The sequence below is a fragment of the Corallococcus sp. M7 genome, from assembly GCF_054512695.1.
In genome coordinates, this window is the sequence record NZ_CM137252.1 from 8,185,552 (window position 1) to 8,205,581 (window position 20,030).

Annotated in this window: 15 protein-coding genes; 6 read left to right on the forward strand and 9 right to left on the reverse strand. The window is 70.2% G+C overall.

Translation table 11 applies throughout. From position 1 onward, the window contains the following. The first annotated feature begins 27 nt into the window (after window positions 1-27). The 3 genes from ACX114_RS32765 to clpA are packed head-to-tail and all read left to right on the forward strand — an operon-like array spanning window position 28 to window position 3,861. The gene (locus tag ACX114_RS32765; protein WP_459291150.1) at window positions 28-1,188 is read left to right on the forward strand and encodes a GNAT family N-acetyltransferase; all 1,161 of its coding nucleotides are present in this window, start codon (window positions 28-30) and stop codon (window positions 1,186-1,188) included. Between the two features lie 60 nt (window positions 1,189-1,248). Beyond that, window positions 1,249-1,575, forward strand: coding sequence for an ATP-dependent Clp protease adaptor ClpS (locus ACX114_RS32770; RefSeq protein WP_014399347.1), 327 nt, complete (start codon window positions 1,249-1,251; stop codon window positions 1,573-1,575). 3 nt (window positions 1,576-1,578) lie between these two features. Continuing rightward, a complete protein-coding gene (gene clpA / locus ACX114_RS32775) occupies window positions 1,579-3,861 on the forward strand; it encodes an ATP-dependent Clp protease ATP-binding subunit ClpA (protein ID WP_459291153.1) in 2,283 nt (760 codons plus the stop codon). 69 nt (window positions 3,862-3,930) lie between these two features. On the opposite strand, the gene ACX114_RS32780 is transcribed toward clpA, so the two are convergent. The 8 genes from ACX114_RS32780 to fabI form a co-directional block, all read right to left on the reverse strand. Then, window positions 3,931-5,550, reverse strand: coding sequence for a methyl-accepting chemotaxis protein (locus ACX114_RS32780; RefSeq protein WP_459291155.1), 1,620 nt, complete (start codon window positions 5,548-5,550; stop codon window positions 3,931-3,933). A gap of 43 nt (window positions 5,551-5,593) precedes the next feature. After that, entirely contained in the window at window positions 5,594-6,661 is a 1,068-nt protein-coding gene (locus ACX114_RS32785; RefSeq protein ID WP_459291156.1) for a chemotaxis protein CheB, read from the reverse strand. Further along, complete coding sequence (locus ACX114_RS32790) at window positions 6,658-8,835, reverse strand: hybrid sensor histidine kinase/response regulator (protein ID WP_459291158.1); 2,178 nt, start codon at window positions 8,833-8,835, stop codon at window positions 6,658-6,660. The genes ACX114_RS32785 and ACX114_RS32790 overlap by 4 nt, the downstream gene beginning before the upstream one ends. Then, the gene (locus ACX114_RS32795) at window positions 8,825-9,370 is read right to left on the reverse strand and encodes a chemotaxis protein CheW (protein ID WP_120595268.1); all 546 of its coding nucleotides are present in this window, start codon (window positions 9,368-9,370) and stop codon (window positions 8,825-8,827) included. Before ACX114_RS32795 ends, ACX114_RS32790 begins: the two co-directional genes overlap by 11 nt. After that, entirely contained in the window at window positions 9,367-10,599 is a 1,233-nt protein-coding gene (locus tag ACX114_RS32800) for a CheR family methyltransferase (protein ID WP_459291161.1), read from the reverse strand. The genes ACX114_RS32795 and ACX114_RS32800 overlap by 4 nt, the downstream gene beginning before the upstream one ends. After that, on the reverse strand, window positions 10,596-11,462 hold the full coding sequence (locus ACX114_RS32805) for a response regulator (protein WP_459291163.1): 867 nt from the start codon (window positions 11,460-11,462) through the stop codon (window positions 10,596-10,598). The genes ACX114_RS32800 and ACX114_RS32805 overlap by 4 nt, the downstream gene beginning before the upstream one ends. A 5-nt stretch (window positions 11,463-11,467) precedes the next feature. Next, window positions 11,468-11,845, reverse strand: coding sequence for a response regulator (locus tag ACX114_RS32810; RefSeq protein WP_014399355.1), 378 nt, complete (start codon window positions 11,843-11,845; stop codon window positions 11,468-11,470). A 161-nt stretch (window positions 11,846-12,006) separates the two neighbouring features. Next, window positions 12,007-12,840, reverse strand: a complete 834-nt coding sequence (gene fabI, locus ACX114_RS32815) for an enoyl-ACP reductase FabI (protein ID WP_459291166.1) — start codon at window positions 12,838-12,840, stop codon at window positions 12,007-12,009. A 316-nt stretch (window positions 12,841-13,156) separates the two neighbouring features. Here fabI and ACX114_RS32820 point away from each other — a divergent pair, with 316 nt between their 5' ends. The 3 genes from ACX114_RS32820 (at window position 13,157) to ACX114_RS32830 (ending at window position 17,608) form a co-directional block, all read left to right on the forward strand. Beyond that, window positions 13,157-16,036 carry a 2-oxoglutarate dehydrogenase E1 component gene (locus ACX114_RS32820; RefSeq protein ID WP_459291168.1) on the forward strand — a complete coding sequence of 960 codons (2,880 nt, stop codon included), beginning with the start codon at window positions 13,157-13,159 and terminating at the stop codon, window positions 16,034-16,036. Continuing rightward, a complete protein-coding gene (gene odhB, locus ACX114_RS32825; RefSeq protein ID WP_459291170.1) occupies window positions 16,026-17,240 on the forward strand; it encodes a 2-oxoglutarate dehydrogenase complex dihydrolipoyllysine-residue succinyltransferase in 1,215 nt (404 codons plus the stop codon). The genes ACX114_RS32820 and odhB overlap by 11 nt, the downstream gene beginning before the upstream one ends. A 164-nt stretch (window positions 17,241-17,404) precedes the next feature. Beyond that, window positions 17,405-17,608, forward strand: a complete 204-nt coding sequence (locus tag ACX114_RS32830) for a cold-shock protein (RefSeq protein ID WP_014397260.1) — start codon at window positions 17,405-17,407, stop codon at window positions 17,606-17,608. 107 nt (window positions 17,609-17,715) lie between these two features. Here ACX114_RS32830 and ACX114_RS32835 read toward each other — a convergent pair whose 3' ends face one another. After that, the gene (locus ACX114_RS32835) at window positions 17,716-19,941 is read right to left on the reverse strand and encodes a S9 family peptidase (RefSeq protein ID WP_459291173.1); all 2,226 of its coding nucleotides are present in this window, start codon (window positions 19,939-19,941) and stop codon (window positions 17,716-17,718) included. Between the last annotated feature and the right edge of the window lie 89 nt (window positions 19,942-20,030).

Genomic DNA, 20,030 nt, shown 5'->3' on the forward strand with positions numbered 1-20,030 from the left:
CGTTATAGGCTGGCGCTCGCCACGTCCATGTCCGCCCCGCTTCCCACCACGCTGCGCCTGCTCACGTCCATCACCGACGTTCCCGCGTCGGCCTGGGACGCGCTCGTGGACCCGGGGTCGGTGCCGTTCCTGGAGTGGGGCTTCCTCGCCGCGCTGGAGGAGAGCGGCAGCGTGGTGCCCGAGCGCGGCTGGCACCCGCGCCACCTCACCCTGTGGCGGGGCTCACGCCTGGTCGCCGCCGCGCCCGCGTACCTGAAGAACGACAGCCACGGCGAGTTCGTCTTCGACGCCGCGTGGGCCACCACCGCCGAGCGCGCGGGCATCCGCTACTACCCCAAGCTGGTCCTGGGCGTGCCCTTCACGCCCGCCACCGGCCGCCGCGTGCTGGTGGCCCCGGGCGAGGACGCCCCGTCCCGCGAGGCGGAGCTGTACAACGCCGCGCTGGAATACGCGCGCGCGGAGGGGCTCTCCAGCGTCCACGTCCTCTTCCCCACCCGGGAGGAGCTGCCGGTGCTGGAGGCGCAGGGCTACGCGCTGCGCCTGGGCGTCCAGTACCTGTGGCGCGACGCGGGCTACCGGACGTTCGAGGACTTCCTCGCCCGCTTCCGCTCCAAGCGGCGCCACCAGATTCAGCGGGAGCGGCGCGAGATGGAGGACCGGGGCATCACCCTGCGCACGCTCCGGGGCGACGCGCTGGACGAGGTGGACGCGGCCTGCGCCCACCGGCTCTACGTCTCCACGGTGGACCGCTATCCCTGGGGCGTGCGGTCGCTGACCGAGGACTTCTTCGCCCGCCTGCTCGCCGGCTTCAAGCACCGGTGCGAGTTCGTGGAGGCCCGGCGGGAAGGGCGCAGGGTGGCGGGCGCGTTCAACTTCACCGGGCCGCGCACGCTGTACGGCCGTTATTGGGGTGCGTTCGAGGAACATCCATTCCTGCACTTCAACGCGTGCCTCTACCACCCGGTGGAGGACTGCATCGCCCGGGGCCGTGAGCGCTTCGAGCCCGGAGCAGGCGGCGAGCACAAGCTCACCCGGGGTTTCGAGCCGCACCTCACGTACAGTGCGCATCTGTTCCTTCACCCCGGCCTGGACCGGGCGGTGCGCGGCTTCCTGGCGCACGAGCGGGCAGCCGTCGAGAGCGGCCTGCCGCTGTGGTGGGCGGAGACGGGTTTCAAGGAGCGGGTCTGAAGCGTTTCACGCAGGCCCGCCAATGGTTCGCGAAGCGAAGGCAAGGGAGTCCGCAAGCCCATGGCTCAGAAGCACCAACACGATGACGGCCAGGTCGTCACGGAGGCCGTCCCCAAGCAGAAGCTGAAGAGGCCGACGCTCTACAAGGTCCTCCTGCACAACGACAACTACACCACGCGTGAGTTCGTCGTGGCCGTGCTCAAGGAGATCTTCCACAAGTCGGAGACGGATGCCGTGCAGATCATGATGCACGTTCATTACAACGGCATCGGTGTGGCGGGCGTTTATACCTACGACGTCGCCGAGACGAAGCTCAAGACAGTGGAGGCCGCGGCGAGGGACAACGGGTTCCCCCTGCGGCTGTCCATGGAACCCGAGGAAGGCTGAACCGTGGCAGGACCATCGATTGCCAAAGAATTGCAGGCCAGCTTCCGCACCGCGCTCGACGAGGCGCGGAAGATGCGTCACGAGTACCTGACCCTGGAGCACCTGCTCCTGGCCCTCACCCGTGAGTCGCGCACCCGCGAGGTGCTCAAGGGCTGCGGCGCGAACGTCAAGCGCCTGCAGGAGAACCTGACCTCCTTCCTGGAGGAGACGGTCGAGCGCCTGCCCGACGACGTGGACGCCGAGCCGCAGCAGACCATCGGCGTGGAGCGCGTGCTCCACCGCGCCGCCATGCACGCGCTGTCCGCGGAGCAGAAGTACATCGACGGGGGCGACGTGCTGGTCGCCATGTTCCGTGAAGAGGAGAGCCACGCGCTCTACCTGTTGCAGCAGGAGGGCGTCACCCGCCTGGACCTGCTCAACTACATCTCCCACGGCACCACCAAGGACGGCGAGTCCGAGGGCGAGCCGCGCGCCACGCCCGCCGGGGATGACGAGGACGGCGAGTCCCAGAAGAAGAGCCCGCTGGAAGCGTACGCCGTGCAGCTCAACGTCGAGGCCAAGGCGGGCCGCATCGACCCGCTCATCGGCCGCGACAAGGAGCTGGAGCGCACCATCCAGGTGCTCTGCCGCCGCCGCAAGAACAACCCGCTCTACGTGGGTGAGGCCGGCGTGGGCAAGACGGCCATCGCTGAGGGCCTGGCGCTCTACATCACGGAAGGCCGCGTGCCGGCCGCGCTCAAGGACGCGGTCGTCTACTCGCTGGACATGGGCGCGCTGCTCGCGGGCACCAAGTTCCGCGGCCAGTTCGAGGAGCGGCTGAAGGGCGTGCTCAAGGCGCTCCAGGAGCTGCCGGACGCCATCCTCTTCATCGACGAGATCCACACCATCGTCGGCGCCGGCGCCACGAGCGGCGGGTCCATGGACGCGTCCAACCTGCTCAAGCCGGCGCTCGCGTCCGGCCGGCTGCGCTGCATCGGCTCCACGACGTTCCAGGAGTTCAAGGCGTCCTTCGAGCGCGACCGCGCGCTGTCCCGCCGCTTCCAGAAGATTGAAGTGGACGAGCCCAGCGTGGAGGACACCGTCAAGGTGCTGGAGGGCCTGCGCAGCCGCTACGAGGAGCACCACCACGTGAAGTACGGCGAGGGTGCGCTCCAGGCGGCGGCGGAGCTGGCGGCCAAGCACATCAACGACCGGTTCCTGCCGGACAAGGCCATCGACGTCATCGACGAGGCCGGCGCGGCCGAGCGGCTCAAGCCGGAGGGCGTGCGCACGGGCGTGGTCTCCGCGCACGACGTGGAGCAGGTCGTCTCCAAGATGGCCAAGATTCCGGCCAAGAGCGTGTCCGCGAGCGAGGGCGTCCAGATTCAAAACCTGGACAAGGAGCTCAAGGGCGTCATCTACGGGCAGGACAAGGCCATTGAAGAGATGGTGGGCGCCATCAAGCTGTCGCGCTCCGGCCTGCGCGCGCCGGAGAAGCCCATTGGCAGCTTCCTCTTCTCCGGCCCCACGGGCGTGGGCAAGACGGAGCTGGCGAAGCAGCTGGCGCAGAGCCTGGGCGTGGAGTTCCTCCGCTTCGACATGAGCGAGTACTCCGAGAAGCACACGGTGAGCCGGCTCATCGGCGCGCCTCCGGGCTACGTGGGCTTCGACCAGGGCGGTCTGCTCACGGACGCCGTGCGCAAGCACCCGTACGCGGTGCTGGTGCTGGATGAAATCGAGAAGGCCCACCCGGACCTCTTCAACATCCTGCTCCAGGTGATGGACCACGCGACGCTCACGGACAACAACGGCCGCAAGGCGGACTTCCGCAACATCATCCTCATCCTGACCACCAACGCGGGTGCGCAGGAGATGAGCACCAAGGCCATGGGCTTCGGTGACCCCAGCGTGGTGGTGGACGGCTCGCGGGCGAAGAAGGCCATCGAGCGCACCTTCACGCCGGAGTTCCGCAACCGGCTGGACGGCTGGATTCTGTTCTCCGGCCTGCCCCCCGAGGTCATCCTCAAGGTCGTGGACAAGGAAGTGCGCCTGCTCCAGAAGGTGCTCGACGAGAAGAAGGTCAAGCTGGAGCTCACGCCCGCCGCCCGCGCGTGGCTGGCCGAGCACGGCTACGACCCGGCCTTCGGTGCGCGCCCCATGGCGCGGCTCGTGGACAACACCCTGAAGAAGCCGCTCGCGGAGGCGCTGCTGTTCGGCTCCCTCAAGAGCGGTGGCGTGGCCCGCTTCGACGTCGTGGACGACGCCGTGAAGCTCCAGGCCGAGTCCACGGAAGCCGTGCCGGCGTAAGCACCACCGAGTGAATCACCCGAGGCCCCGGGCCCCCTTCACATGGGGACTCGGGGCCTTCGTGTTTCCCTACTCCGCCTTGGACTCGACCTTGTAGGCGCCCACGGCGTTGGAGAGCTGCTCGGAGATGATCTGCAGCGTGGTGGCCGCCTCACCGGTGGAGCCGATGCGGGCCACGGTGTCGTCCATCATCTTGGACAGGTCATTCACCGCCAGGGTGATTTGGTTGATGCCCACGTTCTGCTGATTCACCGCGGCGGCGATCTGCCGGACGGCGGCGGCGTTGTCCTGGACGATGGAGGACAGCTCGCGCAGGTTCTGCCCGCTGTCGCGCACCTGCGCCAGGCCCGCCTCCATCCGCTCCGCGCCGCGCTCGGTGATGCGCACCGCGGCGGTGACGGAGTTGGCGATGTCGTCCAGGAGCTCCCGCACCCGCGTGGTCGCCTGGATGGACTGGTCCGCCAGGGCGCGGATTTCGCGCGCCACCACGCTGAAGCCCTTGCCGTGCTCACCGGAGCGCACGGCTTCGATGGCCGCGTTGAGCGCGAGCATGTTGGACTGGTCCGCCAGGTCCTTCACCGTCTGGGTGATGCCGCCAATCTGGCGCGTGCGCTCCCCCAGCTCCAGGATCTTCTCCGCGATCTCCCCCACCTGCGCGCGGATGTCATTGAGGCCCGCCATCGTCTGCTCGATGGAGACCTCGCCCGCCTTGGCCAGGGAGTCCGCGCGCTCGGCGACGCTGAGCACGCTCTCCGCCTTCTGCGCGGCCAGCGTGGACGTCTGCTTGATCTCCTGCGCCGTCACCTGCGTCTCCTGGAGCGCGGCGGCCTGGCGGGAGATGGTCTGCGCCTGCTCGGTGGAGGACGCGTTGAGGTGGTCCGTGGACTGGGTGAGCGCGGTGGCGGCGTGCTGGAGGTTGACCGTCACCTCGCGCAGCTTGCCCACCATCTGGGAGAAGGAGTTGGACAGCTTCCCCACCTCGTCGTTGCCGCGCGTCTTGATGGGGCGGGTGAGGTCGCCGGACGACACGATGTGGCCCGCCACGGACGTGAGCTCCGCCAGCGGCCGCACGATGCTCCGGCCGAACAGCGCCGCCAGCACCACGCCGCCCGCCACCAGCAGGAGCGCGAACCCCAGCATCTGCCAGCGCAGCGCATCCACCCGCGCGTCGATGAACTCGCGCGCCATGCCCACGTGCACGGTGCCCAGCCGCCCCTTCTCCGCCACGGCCGCGGACACGTCCAGGGCGCGCAGCGTCTTGCCGCCGCGCAGGATGCGCACCTCCGGCACCACGCGCGTGCGGCCCTTGCCCATGCCGGGCTGCGCGTCGAGCGCGGCCTTCAGGTTCTCCGGGAAGGCGCCCTGGAAGGAGTGCACCAGCACGAAGCCCGTGGGGTCCTGGATGAAGATGTAGGCCAGGTCCTCGCGCTCGCGGAACGTCTCCAAGAGCGGCTGGAGCGAGCCCATGCCCGCGGACACGCCCTGCTCCGCCGCGATGGCCAGGCTCAGCGCCACGGCCTCGCCCTCGCTGGCGTGGCGCTCCTCCAGGTTGGCCTCCAGCTGGCGGGTGGCGATGAGGGTGAGCAGCAGGGCCACGGAGGCGCTGATGACGGCCGTGACGAGCACGAACTTCGGCGCGAGCCCGAGCCCGCGCAGGAAGGAGACAGGGAGCGCGGCGGAGGGCTTCAAGGGAACACTCCCAGGCGACTGCGGTTTGATGCGGGGGAACGACTCACCGGGCTCCCCCCTCAGGGCCACGGGAAGGACGGAACGACGGGCGCTGACAGCTCTGCAGGATGAGGTCCGCCACCAGCGCGAGCGGCGTGCCTCCATCCGTGGCCTTCAACTCCACGGCGGCGCGAGGCATGCCGTAGACGACGCTGGACGCCTCGTCCTGGGCCAGGGTGACGCCCCCGGCCTGACGGATGGCCAGGAGGCCCCGCGCGCCGTCCTCGCCCATGCCGGTGAGCACGCCGCCGCCGCTGCGCCGGCCGTACGCCATGGCCAGCGAGCTCAAGAGCACGTCGCCGTTGGGGCAGGGCCCGCCGGTGCTGCGCTGCAGCCGCGCCAGGCCCACGCTGTCCACCAGCAGGTCATGGCCATCCAGCGGGAAGTACACGCGGCCCGGCTCCAGCCGCTCGCCGTCGCGCGCGATGCCCACCTGGAGCTCGCACACCTGGGACAGCCAGCGCACCATTCCCTGCGTGAAGCCCACGGTGATGTGCTGCGCGACGAGCATGGGCACCGGCAGGTCGCGGGGCAGCTTGGACAGCACCTCCGCCAGCGCGGGCGGCCCACCCGTGGAAGCGACCAGGCCGAACACGTCCACCCGCGCCCCGCTGGGCACGGGCGGCGGCGCCACGGCGCGCGGACGGCGGGAGATGACGGGCACCTCCGCCATCAGGCACACCGAGTGGGCCAGCTCCCGGCCCCAGCGGCGCAGCTCCTCCGCGTTGGTGACGTTGGGCTTGCCGATGAGCTCCAGCGCGCCGGCGCTCATCGCTTGAAAGCCCAGGTCCACGCCGCGCTGCTCCGCCACCGCGCTCACCACCAGGATGCGCGCGGGGGCCTGCGACATGATGTGACCGATGGCCGCCGGGCCATCCAGGCCGGGCAGGAGCAGGTCCATGGTGATGACGTCCGGGCGAAGCAGGCGCGCCAGCTGCACGGCGCGGTTGCCGTCCCCCGCCCGGCCCACCACCTCGATGCGCGGCTCCTCCGTGAGGAGCGCGGTGAGGGTGTTGGCCATGGTGGGCGAGTCATCCACCACGAGCACGCGAATGGGCTTTTTCGAGCTCACTCGCGGCTCCCCCTGCGGCTCATCACGTCCAGCACCTCGGCGAGCAGCCGGCCCGCGGCGCACTCGCGTTTGCTGAGGAAGCCGTCCGCCCCGGACGACAGGCCGCGCTCACGCGCCACGGCGCTGTCGTGCGCGGAGACCAGGATGACGGGCAGCGTGCGCGTGTCCTTGCGCTCGCGCAGCCGGGCAATGAGCTCGATGCCGTCCATCTCTTCCATGTCCAGGTCACAGATGACGACGTCGTAGGTGTCCGCCTGCAGCCGCTCCAGCGCCCGCGCCCCGCTGGCCGCCAGGTGCACCTGGAAGCCGCCGGCCTCCAGCATCGCCCGGTGCAGCGCGCGCGCGGTGAGCGAGTCATCCACCACCAGCGCCCGCCGGCTCACCGCGGACACCGTCACCTTCTCCGAATCCGACACCACCCAGTCCGGCCGGAGGATGAGCAGCAGCTCCCCCCGGCTGAGCGTCGCCGCGCCCTGCCAGGCCGCGACCTCACGGACCTCCGACGGCAGCGGGCGGATGACCAGGTCCCGGTCCCCCACCACCGCGTCCACGCCCAGCGCCACGCGCTTGCCGCCGCTCTGGACAATCAGCAGCGGCTGCCCTTCGGCGGGCGGAGACGACGCGCGCAAGCCCAGCCGCGCGCCCAGGTCGATGACCGGCAACAGCTGCCCCTGGTATTCCAGGTGCGTGCGGCGCTTGCCCACGCGCAGCATGTCCGGGCGCGCCAGCTGCGTGGACTCCACCGCCAGCATGGGCAGGCCCACGAACTGCTCCAGCGCGCGCACCATCAGCACCGGGGAGCTGCCCAGGTCCACCGGCAGCGTCAACACGAAGCGCGTGCCCTGTCCGCGCGTGCTCGACACCTCGATGCGGCCCTGGAGCGACTCCACCGTGGCGCGCACCGCGTCCAGGCCCACGCCGCGCCCGGAGGTGTCCGTCACGTCCGTGCGCGTGCTGAAGCCCTCGCGGAAGATGAGCTCGCGCACCTGGTTGTCGTTGAGGCGCGCCACCTCCTCCGCCGTGACGAGCCCGCGCTTCTCCGCGGCCTTGCGCACCTGAGCCAGGTCGATGCCGCGCCCGTCGTCGCTCGCCTCCAGGTACAGGAGGTTGCCCTGCTGCTCCACGCGCAGCGTGAGCGCGCCCTCGTGGTGCTTGCCGGCCTTCTCGCGCTCGGCGGGCATCTCCAGGCCGTGGTCCACGGCATTGCGCAGGATGTGCACCAGCGCGCCCTGGAGCTTCTCCAGCAGGCGCCGGTCCAGCGACACCTCCGCGCCCACCACCGACAGGCGCGCTTCCTTCCCCAACTGGCGCGACAGGTCGCGCACCATGCGCTGCAGCGGATCCAGGATGGTGCGCGTGGGGCGCGTGGTGATGGCCTTGAGGCCCTCCTCCAGCGCGTCCACGACGTCGCTCGTCTCCTCGCCGTCGGTGCGCAGCGAGCGGCCCGTGCCGGACAGGAGCGTGCGCGCCTCCGCCGTCTCCGCCAGCAGGCCCTGCTTCGCGAGCAGCGCGGACACGCGCTCCAGCTCCCGGCTGCGCTCCTCCACCCGCAGGCGCACCTCGCGCAGGCGCTCCACCTCGCGCATCAGCGACGTCACCTGGGTCGCGCTCACGCGCCACCCGGCGTCGGAGGACTCTCCCGCGGGCTCCAGCGCGGCGGGCGCTTCGGACGGGACAGGCGGGGCAGTGACCGGCGCGGGCGGGGCGGCGGCCGCGGCGGGCGGCGGCTGCGCGAAGGCGCCCCCCGGCAGCACCGCGGCCTCCTCCGGGGGCGGCGCGGCGGCGACCAGCTGGGCCAGCGCGGCGGCGGGGTTCGGCAGGTCGTCCCCGCGCCCGTCCGCGTGCGCCTGGGCGCGCAGCATGAAGAGGTCCAGCCCGTGCAGCAGCACGTCCACCACCGGGCGCGGCATCTTCTGCGTGTGCGCCTTGAGCGGCGCCAGCGCGTCCTCCAGCTTGTGGGCGATGTCGCCCAGGTCCTGGAGCCCCAGCGACGCGGCGCTGCCCTTCAGCGTGTGCAGGTGCCGGCCCAGCCGCGTGTAGATTTTGGCGAGCGCGTCGTTCTCCAGCCCCTCGCGCTCCAGCTCCAGCAGGTCCATGGTGACCTTCTGGATGACCTCCTGGGCCTCCACGGCGAAGCCCGCCACCAGCGGCTGCAGCATCGGATCAACGGGCATGGCGCACTCCCCCGTCGGACCGGCCGAACAGGCGCTTCGGGTCGATGAGGTGGATGAGCTGCCGGTCGTGGGTGAAGACCTCCACCACCGGGCCCTCCGCACGCGCGCGCGCGGCCTCCACGGACGCGAGCGGCAGCGTCGTGGGACGCGGGATCGCCTCGCAGTCGAGCGCGCACAGCTCGCCGTCGCCCCGGTCCACCACCAGCAGCACGGCGGGGTCCTGCCGCCACCCATGGCCGCCCAGGAGCGACGCCAGGCTCAGCGCGGACAGCACCTGGCCCTGGAAGCGCAGCACGCCAATCACGGCGGGCGCGGACAGCGGCACCGGCGTCACCATGCGCAGGGGCAGCGCGGCGCGCAGCGACTCCAGGGGCAGCGCGTAGCGCTCCTCGCCCAGCGGGAACTCGGCGATCCAATGGACCGCCTCCTCCACCGTGGACTCGCCCTGCTCGCGCAGGCGCGCGGCCCGGCGTGCGAGCAGGTCCCGCGTCTCCGACTCCAGGGTCTCGTCCACCACCAGCGGCGTCCCCTTCATTCCAGCGCCCCCAGATTCAGGTAGGCGTCAGCGGACGCCAGATAGAAGCGCGCGGGAAGCGCCTCCGGTCCATCCACCAGCGCGTCCGGTGGCAACTGCCCCGCCCGCGTGCGCAAGGCGCGCATCAGCGGGAAGGCCGCGTCCCGGGCACCCGCGCGCTCGCGCAGGAGCGCCAGCTCCAGCAGGCCCGGCAGGTAGTCCGGCGCCTGCTTCACGAGCAGCTCCAGCACCGCCGTCGCCCCGGCCACGTTGCCCTCTTCAATCCGCTCCAGCGCCTGCAGGTGCATCCGCGCGGGCGAGGGCGGCGGGGACGGCGGCGGCGTGGGCGACACCGGCATGGGCGCGGACAGCCGCCGGGGGGTGGGCGTCACGCGCGGCACGGGCACGGGCTGCGCCGTGGGCAGCTGCGCGAAGGTGCGCTCCTCCGGGCGGGGCTTGCGGAAGGCCTGCAGCTCCGGAGGCCCCTCGCGCGTGAGCCCCGGCGGCGTGCGGTCCACCTCCACCGTGCCCAGGAACAGGAGTCCTCCCGGCGCCAGCGCCCGCGCCAGGTGGACGATGGCCGCGTCGCGCGCGGACGGGGAGAAGTACGTGAGCACGTTGCGGCAGAGGATGAAGTCGAACTGCCCGAAGCGCTCCGGCAGGGGCGCCAGCAGGTTCGCCGCGGAGAAGCGCGTCACCTTGCGCACCTCCGGGAGGATGGACACCTGCCGCCCGTTGAGCAGCTCGTAGACGGGGTGCAGCGCGGGGGCGGACTCACGGCGGGACCACGCGCCGTAGGTGCCGCGCCGCGCGGCCTCCAGGCTGGCCTCGTGCAGGTCCGTGCCCACCACCTCCACCGGCATCCCCGGGGGCGCGCACGCCAGCAGGCACGCGGCCAGCGAGTAGGCCTCCTCGCCGGTGGCGCACCCGGCGCTCCAGCCGCGCAGGTGCATGGCGCCCTGGCGCAGCGCCGTCGGGATGCCCTCGTGCGCGATGTAGCGGAAGTGCTCCGGCTGCCGGAAGAAGTACGTCTCCCCCACCAGGACCGCGCGCACCAGCGTGTAGGCCAGGGGCGAGCCCAGCTGCTGCAGCTCGCTCAGGACCTCCGTGGGCACGCGCCCCCGGGCCAGCTCCGCCCGCAGCACGCGCTCCACCGCCTCCTGGGCGATGGCGTCGTCCCGGAAGCCGGTGGTGTCCGCCACCACTTCCCGGGCACGGGCCAGAAGCCTCGGGTCGAGCCCCGCACTCATGCGCTCCGCTCTTCCTCCACCGGCGCGAGCAGCGCGGGCAGGTCACGCAAGAGTCCCCGCGCGATGAACACCTTCGGATCCAGGATGGGCAGCGCGCGGCCGCCCGTGCGCAGCATGCCCACGAGCCCTTCCTGCAACAGCCCGTGCTCGGCGCCGCCCACCTTCTCGCGCCGGTCGATGTCGCTCGCCTGGAACTCCTCCGGGTCCTTCACCGTGTCCACGGTGAGCGCCAGCGACACGCCCTCCACTTCAATCACCACCAGCATCCGCTCCGCGATGGGCACCTTGTGCTTCACGCCCAGCCGCAGCGCCACGTCCAGCACGCACACCGCACTGCCGCGCAGCTCCACGTACTCGCGCAGGTACGACGGCCCCGTGGGCAGAGGCCGCGTCAGCGGCTGCAGGAGGACCTCCTTCACGGAGTCCAGCGGCACGGCGAACTCGCGCTCGCCCACGTTGAGCCGCAGCACGAGCATGGCCCCGCTGCGCGAGCGCCGGCGCGCGTTCTCCAGCGCCTCGCCCACGCGCAAGAGCAGCTCGTCCGCGCGGAAGGGCTTGGCCAGGAACGCCTCCGCGCCGAAGGCCAGGCACGCCTCCGCGCGCTGCTTCTCCGAGGAGATGATGATGACCGGGATGTCCGCCGTGCCCGCGTCCGCCTTCATCCGCTGGAGCACCTCATCCCCGTCCATCTCCGGCATGGACAGGTCCAGCAGCACCGCCGCCGGGTGCAGCCGCCCCACCTTGTCCAGCGCCTCACGGCCGTTGCTGGCCGTGTGGATGGTGTAGTGCCCGGAGAGGATGGCCCGCTCGAGCGCCAGGATGGCGTCGCTGTCATCCACCAGCAGCAGCGTCGGCAGACTCACGGTCCTCAGCCCCCGCCCAGGAACTGACGCACCGTCTTGGTCAGCTCGTCGTGGGACACGGGTTTCTGGATGAAGGCGTTGGCCCCCGCCGCCGAGCCGCGCTGGCGCAGGTCCTCTCCCTTCTCCGCCGTCAGCAGGATGACCGGCACCTTCTGCACCTGCGCTTGCGCGCTGGCGCGAACCTCCTTCACGAAGGTGATGCCATCCATGTTCGGCATGTTGATGTCGGCGATCACCACGCTCACCGGCACCAGCCGCAACAACTGCAGCGCGCGCTGCGCGTCCTCCGCCTCAACGATGCTGACCTTGAGGTTCATCAGGTAGATCTTGAGGATGTTGCGGACGGTCGGGCTGTCGTCCACCAGCAAGACGTTGGTGCTCACTGTGCCACGGCTCCTCGCGCAGGCGCCGCGGAGTGCGGGATGTGCCTGTGCTGCATGGGTGATCCTACCGTGAGCGCTCCAACGGGCGGAAGCGGGGGGCTCCCGTCCGCCGGGATGCCTGGCAGGCGGATGTCTGGACTTTCCAGGAAGGTTGGATGGATTCAGCCTTCCTTGGGCGTGGGGTTGGCGGGGACCCCTTCTGCCGGTGTTTCCACCGTCTCCACCGGCGGTGCGCCCACCGCGTGATAGCCACCGTCGACGTGAATCATCTCGCCGGTGGTGGAGGACAGCCAATCGGACAGAAGTGCACAGGCCGTCTTCGCCACGTGGTCGTGGCTGTCCTTGTCGCTCCAGCCCAGCGGCGCCTGCTTGCCCCAGTACTGCGCCAGCGCCTTGAAGCCCGGGATGCCCTTGGCCGCCACGGTGGCGAGCGGCCCCGCGGCGAGCGCGTTCACGCGGATGCCCTTGGGCCCCAGGTCGCGCGCCAGGTAGCGCACGGTGGCCTCCATGGCCGCCTTGCACACGCCCATCCAGTCATAGATGGGCCACGCCTGCCGGTTGTCGAAGTCCAGCGCCACGATGGAGCCGCCCTGGGTCATCAGCGGCGCGCACGCCACCGCCAGCTCCTTCACGGAGAAGGTGGAGATGCGGAACGCGGTCTGCGCGCTCTCCCACGGCGTGTTGAGGAAGTTGCCGCCCAGCGCGTCCTCGGGCGCGAACGCGATGGCGTGCAGCACGCCGTCCACGCGGCCCCATTTCTGCCGCAGCGCCTCCGTCAGCGCCGGAAAGTGCGCCGGGTTCGTCACGTCCAGCTCCAGCACCTCCGTGCCGGGCTTGAGCCGCTTCGCGCTGCGCTCGGTGAGGGACTTGGCCCGGCCAAAGCCGGTGAGGATGACCTCCGCCCCCTGCGCGATCGCGTGCTCCGCGACGCCAAAGGCCAGGGACTGCGGGGTGAGCACGCCGGTGATGAGCAGCTTCTTGCCCTGAAGGAGCATGTCGGTACGTTCTCGGAAAAGAAGTGAGTGGAAAGAGGGGGCGTGTGCTTACCACTCCTCAAACCGCCGTGGGGGGCCCCGGACCCCGTGTCCCGTTTGCCTCGGATGTACGTCCGTTCAGCATGCCGGGGGCCCTGGCGCCTCCTTTGAGCCCCTCCCAACCGGGGGAATCCGGTGCTCGGTGAAGCTGGGCTCACGCGGGGCATGACTCCATCTGCTCCCCAAAGCGAGGCCGGGCAGCCATGCATGACGCGGTTCAACAAACCTGAGGCGAAAACCCCCCAACACGTCCCCCATCCAGTAAAAGACCCCCGCCATGGCGAATTTCCAGGACAGTTTCCTCTCGGGTGGAAACATCGACTTCATCGAGGGGCTCTACGCGCGCTTCCTCGAGGATCCGGGCAGCGTGGACGCGAGCTGGCGCGAGGTGTTCGAGCGCAACGACGGCACGGGCCGCCCCATCTTCAACACGAAGCTTCTGGAGGCTCCGACACCCGCCGCACCGGAGGGCAAGGGCAAGGGCAAGGCGAACGGCGCCGCCGTGCAGGCCGCCGCCGCGCCGCAGGCCCCGGCCGCTCCCGCGCAGGACATCGGGCTGCAGTCGAAGGTGGATCAGGCCATCACCGCCTTCCGTCTGCGCGGCCACCTGCGCGCGACGCTGGATCCGCTGAAGCGCCCGCGCCCGCAGCTGGGCCACGTGGCGGACGTGGCGCTGATGGATGAGAACCACTTCGCCCCCAAGGAGCTGGAGCAGGCGGTGGAGTGCAACGGCGTCTTCCCGCAGCAGCGCGTGCGCCTGTCGGAGCTCGTCACGCGCCTGCGCCGCACGTACACGGACAGCATCGGCGTCGAGTTCATGCAGATGCTCGACAGCGAGCGCCGCCGCTGGCTCATGAAGCGCATGGAGCACAGCGACAACCGCACGCAGTTCTCCGTGGAGGAGCAGCGGCACATCCTCACGAAGCTGTCGTACGCGGAGGGCTTCGAGAACTTCCTGCACACGAAGTACGTGGGCGCCAAGCGCTTCAGCCTGGATGGCGGCGAGGCCCTCATCCCCATGCTGGACGCGCTGCTGGAAGTGGGCAGCGGCATGGGCCTGAAGGAGCTGGTCATCGGCATGGCCCACCGCGGCCGCCTCAACGTGCTGACCAACATCCTGGGCAAGAAGCCGGATCAGATCTTCAGCGAGTTCGACGGCCCCAAGGACCCCAAGGCGTACCTGGGCCGCGGCGACGTGAAGTACCACATGGGTTTCTCGTCGGACCACGCCACGCGCTCCGGCAAGAACGTGCACCTGTCGCTGGCCTTCAACCCCAGCCACCTGGAGTGCGTGGACCCCGTGGTGGAGGGCCGCGTGCGCGCCAAGCAGGACCGCGGCGGGGACACCGAGCGCACGCAGGTGATGCCGCTGCTCATCCACGGCGACGCGGCCTTCATCGGCCAGGGCATCACGTCGGAGACGCTGAACTTCTCCGGCCTCAAGGGCTACACCACGGGTGGCACGGTCCACATCGTCATCAACAACCAGGTGGGCTTCACCACCGACCCGTCGGACTCGCGCACCAGCATCTACTCCACCGCCATCGCGCAGATGCTGGACATCCCGGTGTTCCACGTGAACGGGGATGATCCGGAGGCGTGCGTCCACGCGGCGCGCCTGGCGGCGGAGTACCGCCAGACGTTCAAGAGCGACGTGGTCATCGACCTCATCTGCTACCGCCGCTACGGCCACAACGAGGGCGACGACCCGTCCTTCACCCAGCCGGCGATGTACGACCTCATCCGCAAGCACCCGCCCGTGCGCGCGCTGTACGCGAAGGCGCTGGCGGAAGGGGGCCGCATCAGCGCGGAGGACTCGGACGCCATCAAGCAGCGCTGCTTCCAGGACTTCGACGCGGCGCTCACCCGCGCCCGCCAGGAGAGCCAGTTCAAGGAGCCCAACGCGCTGGAGGGCCTGTGGAAGCCCTACAAGGGCGGCCTCTTGAAGAACGCGCCCCAGGTGTCCACGGCGGTGGCCAAGCCCACCCTGCGTGACGCGCTCCAGAAGCTGGCCACGGCGCCGGAGGGCTTCAACGTCCACCGCGACGTGGAGCGCACGGTGCTCAAGAAGCGCCAGGGCATGCTGGAGAGCGAGGAGCTCCAGTGGAGCGAGGGCGAGTCGCTGGCGTACGCGACGCTCCTGTCGGAGGGCTACGGCATCCGCCTGTCCGGCCAGGACAGCGAGCGCGGCACCTTCAGCCACCGCCACGCGGTGCTGCACGACACGCAGACGGGCCAGGAGTACACGCCGCTGCGCCAGTTCGCCTCCGGCAAGGCGACCTTCAACGTCTGGAACAGCCCGCTGTCGGAGATGGGCGTGCTGGGCTTCGACTACGGCTACAGCCTGGACGTGCCGGACGGCCTCACCCTGTGGGAGGCCCAGTTCGGTGACTTCGCCAACGGCGCGCAGATCATCATCGACCAGTTCATCGCCGCGGCGGAGAGCAAGTGGCGCCGGCTCTCCGGCATCACGCTGCTCCTGCCGCACGGCTACGAAGGCCAGGGCCCGGAGCACTCCAGCGCGCGTCTGGAGCGCTTCCTGGACCTGTGCGCCGAGGACAACCTCCAGGTCTGCTACCCCACCACGCCCGCGCAGATCTTCCACCTGCTGCGCCGCCAGGTGCTGCGCCCCGTGCGCAAGCCGCTGGTCATCATGTCGCCCAAGAGCCTGCTGCGCCGCCCGGAGGCGACCAGCCGCATGGACGACCTGGCCACGGGCGCGTTCCAGGAAGTGATTCCGGACGCGAAGGCGGACGCCGCGAAGGTGAAGCGGCTGCTCTTGTGCAGCGGCAAGGTCTACTACGACCTGGCCAAGGCCCGGGACGAGCGCAAGGACGACTCCATCGCCATCGTGCGGGTGGAGCAGCTCTACCCGTTCCCGCAGGACGAGCTGTCCAACCTGGTGGCGAAGCTGCCGGCGCTCCAGGAGCTGTACTGGGTGCAGGAGGAGCCGCGCAACGCGGGCGGCTGGCACTTCATGTTCCCCCGCCTGCACGACCTCCTCTCCGGCCGTTCGCAGCAGCAGACGGTGAAGCTGGGCTACATCGGGCGTGCAGAGGCCGCCAGCCCCGCCACCGGTTTCACGAAGACGCACGACTACGAGCAGCAGCTCATCATCGAAGAAGCCATCCTCCGAGGACCCCAGAATGGCCGTTGAACTGAAAGTCCCGCCGCTCGGCGAATCCATCACCGAAGCCGTCGTCGGCAAGTGGAACAAGAAGCAGGGTGAGTCTGTCGCCGCGGATGAGCCGCTCGTCGTGCTGGAGACCGACAAGGTCACCATCGACGTGCCGGCCCCCGCCGCGGGCAGCATCGCGTCCATCGCCTTCAAGGAGGGCGACAAGGTCCGCGTGGGCGACGTGCTGGGCACCATCGAGGCCGGTGCCGGCGCCGCCACCTCTCCCGCCGTGGCCGCCGCCACGCCCGCGCCCGCCCAGGCCGCCGCTCCCGTGTCCACGCCCGCCGCTCCGGCCCAGGCCGGCAGCGACACGCGCATCACCCCCACCGCCAGGAAGATGGCGGAGGAGAACCGGGTGGACGTGGGCCAGCTGAAGGGCTCCGGCACCGGTGGCCGCATCATGAAGGAGGACGTGCAGGGTCAGTTGAACCGCCCGTCCGCGCCCCCGGCCCCGGCCGCGCCGTCCGGCCCCCGCCCCAACGCCGCGCGCGAGGAGCGCGTGCGCATGACGCCGCTGCGCAAGCGCGTGGCCGAGCGCCTCATCCAGGCGCAGTCCACCGCCGCCATGCTCACCACCTTCAACGAGGTGGACATGGGCGAGGTGATGGCGCTCCGCAAGAAGTACAACGACAAGTTCCAGGCGAAGCACGGCGTGAAGCTCGGGTTCATGAGCTTCTTCATCCGTGCGTCCGTGGAGGTCCTCAAGGCGTTCCCGCAGATCAACGCGGAGATCGACGGCGAGGACGTCATCTTCAAGCACTACTACGACATCGGCGTGGCCGTGAGCGGCAGCCGTGGCCTGGTGGTGCCGGTGGTGCGTGACGCGGACAAGCTGTCGCTCGCGGACCTGGAGAAGACGGTCGGTGACTACGGCGGCCGGGCGCGCAACGACAAGCTGACGATGGCCGACCTCACGGGCGGCACGTTCACCATCACCAACGGCGGCATCTTCGGCTCCATGCTGTCCACGCCCATCCTGAACCCGCCGCAGACGGGCATCCTGGGCATGCACAACATCGTGGAGCGCCCCGTGGCCCGCGACGGCCAGGTGGTCATCCGGCCCATCATGTACATCGCCCTGACGTACGACCACCGCCTGGTGGACGGCCGGGAGGCGGTGCAGTTCCTGGTGCGCGTGAAGGAGTGCATCGAGGACCCCGAGCGTCTGCTGCTCGACATCTGACTTACCCCCCCGCACATGAAGTGTTGGGGGCTCAAGTCGGGCAATCCCGGAGGGCCGGCTGGACTTCCAGTCGGCCCTTTCACTACAAATAGCTCTGTCTCCCCGGTCGTCGGGCAGAACGGGTGGCCTTCCCCACGGCTGCCCTGCAAACGCAAGGAAGCGCAATGGCAACTGGTACCGTGAAGTGGTTCAACGACGCGAAGGGCTTCGGCTTCATCACCCAGGACGGCGGCGGCGAGGACGTGTTCTGCCACCACACCGCCATCAACATGGATGGGTTCCGCACGCTGGCCGAGGGCCAGAAGGTGGAGTTCGAAGTCACCAAGGGCCCGAAGGGCCTGCAGGCGCAGAACGTCCGCGCGGCGTGAAGTGACGCGTCTCAGCCATTCCTCACGGACTGGTTGAAGCAACAGAGGCCCGGTCCCCGAAAGGGAGCCGGGCCTCTGCCTTTCCAGCGTCTCTCTCTGCTCGCGGCCTACTTCTTCAGGTTCTGCTCGAAGTGGGCGATGACGCGCTCGTACTGGCGCTCGGTGATGAGCGGGTCCGGCACCATGTGCGTGAGGCCGGACAGGGGCAAGAGCTGGTGCGGCTTGCCCGCGCGGAAGAGCGCGTCCGACAGCTTCAGCGTGTGGAAGAAGTACACGTTGTCATCCGCGGTGCCGTGGATGAGCAGCAGCGCCCCAATGGGGCTGTCCTTCTTCGCGTACGTCAGCAGGCTGCTGACCTCGTAGGCCTGGGGCGTCTCCTCGGGCAGGCCCAGGTAGCGCTCGGTGTAGTGCGTGTCGTAGTCGCGCCAGTCCACCACCGGGGCGCCGGACACCGCGGCCTTGAAGAAGTCCGGGCGCTTCAGCGCGGCCAGCGCCGCCATGTAGCCACCGAAGCTCCAGCCGGTGATGCCCACGCGGGAGAGGTCCATCTCCGGCACTTCCTTGGCCAGGGCCTGCACCGCTTCAATCTGGTCATCCAGGGTGATGGTGGCGAAGTCGTTCTTCACCGCGCGGTTCCATTCCGAGGTGCGCAGCGGCGTGCCGCGGCCGTCCACCTTCACCACCAGGAAGCCGTGGTCCGCGAACCACTGGCTGAGCAGGTGCGCGGCCATGGACTGGTGCACCACGGTCACGGTGGGGCCCGCGTAGACCTCCACGATGACGGGCAGCTTCTGGCCGGGCTTGAAGTCGCGCGGCTTCACCAGCGAGGTCCAGAACTTCTTCGGGCCCACCTGGCGGATCTCGAAGTTCGGCGTGAAGGACGGCTCCTGCGCGACTTCCGGCAGCTCGCCCAGCTTCGTGCCGTCGCCCTTGAGCACCAGCGTGCGCGGCATGCTCTTGGGGCCCTGCCTGGTGAGGACGATGAGGCCGCCGTTCTTGGACACGAGCCCGTTCTCCACCGCCGGGCCGCTGGTGCCCGTGGCCACCTGCTTCGGCGCCTCACCGACCTTCACGCGCCACAGGTGGCTCTGCGTGGGGTTCGGGTCGCCGGTGAAGAAGAGCGTCTTGTCCGCCTGCACGAAGCGCGACAGGTTGCGGTAGCCCGCGTCCGGCTTCACCACGGAGCGGTCCAGCTCACCCGTCGCCTTGCGCAGCTCCACCTCCGGGCCGCCGTTGCGCTCGGTGTACCAGAGGAAGCCGGAGCCATCCTCCAGCCACAGCGGGTAGTCCTGGGCCAGCTCCACCCAGGCGTTGTCCTTCTCCGTGAGGAGCACGCGCGTCTTGCCCGTGGCGGGGTCCACCGCCAGCACCTGCTCCTCCGTCTGGAGGCGGTTCTGCACCACGAGGGTGAGCGGCCCGCCCTTGTCCCACTTCACGGTGGCCAGGTACGGGTACTTCTGCGCGTCCCACTGCGCCCACACCGTCTTGCCGCCAGTGACGGGCGTGACGCCCAGGCGCACCTTGGCGTTGGCCTTGCCGGGACGGGGGTACGGGAAGATCTCCCCGCCCTTCTCCGGGTGCATCACGTCCACGATGGTGAGCTTCTCCACGTCGGACGTGTCGGACTCCGTGTAGGCGATGGACTTCGAGTCCGGGCTCCACCAGTAACCGGAGAAGCGGCTCATCTCCTCCTGCGCCACGAACTCCGCCAGGCCGTGCGTCTTCTGCGCGGTGCCGCCCTGCGTGACGCGCTTCTCCTGGTTGGCCGCCAGGTCCACCCGGTACACGTCGTGCTCACGGACGTACGCCACCTGCTTGCCGTCCGGCGACAGGCGCGGGTCGATGACGCCCGGGCCCGTCTTCAGCTCCGTGGACTTCCCTGTCGTCCGGTCCACGACGTAGAGCCGGCCGGAGAGGGGCACCAGCAGTTGGGTGCCATCCTCGGAGAGGCTGTAGGACGTGAAGCCCCGGGCGCTCACGCGCATGCGCTCACGGCGGGCCTTCTCCTCGGGGGACAGCGTCTCCTCGGTGCCCTTGAGCAGGGCCTCCGGCGTGAGCAGCTCACGCGCCTGGCCGCCGGCCACGTCGAACGCGTAGAGCATCTGCACGTTGGACGTGGGGGACGTGCGCAGGAAGAGGACGGACTTCTCGTCCGGGGTGATGCGCGTGCCCACCGGGCGGCCGCTCTGGAAGCGGCGCGTCTCGGCGTACTGACGCAGGAAGGTGTCCGGCTGCTTTTGCGAAGGGGCCATGGCGGAGGGTTTGCGCTCCTGGGCGATGGAGGGTGCGCTGCTCATGAGGAGGAGCGCGGCGGCGGTAAGGACCTGACGCATGCGTAGCTGAATCCCCGCGCGGGGCGGGGCTCCTTTCGCGGGAAGGTGCGGGCAAGCCTACACTCCGGCCGCCGCGCGGCCCTCCCAAC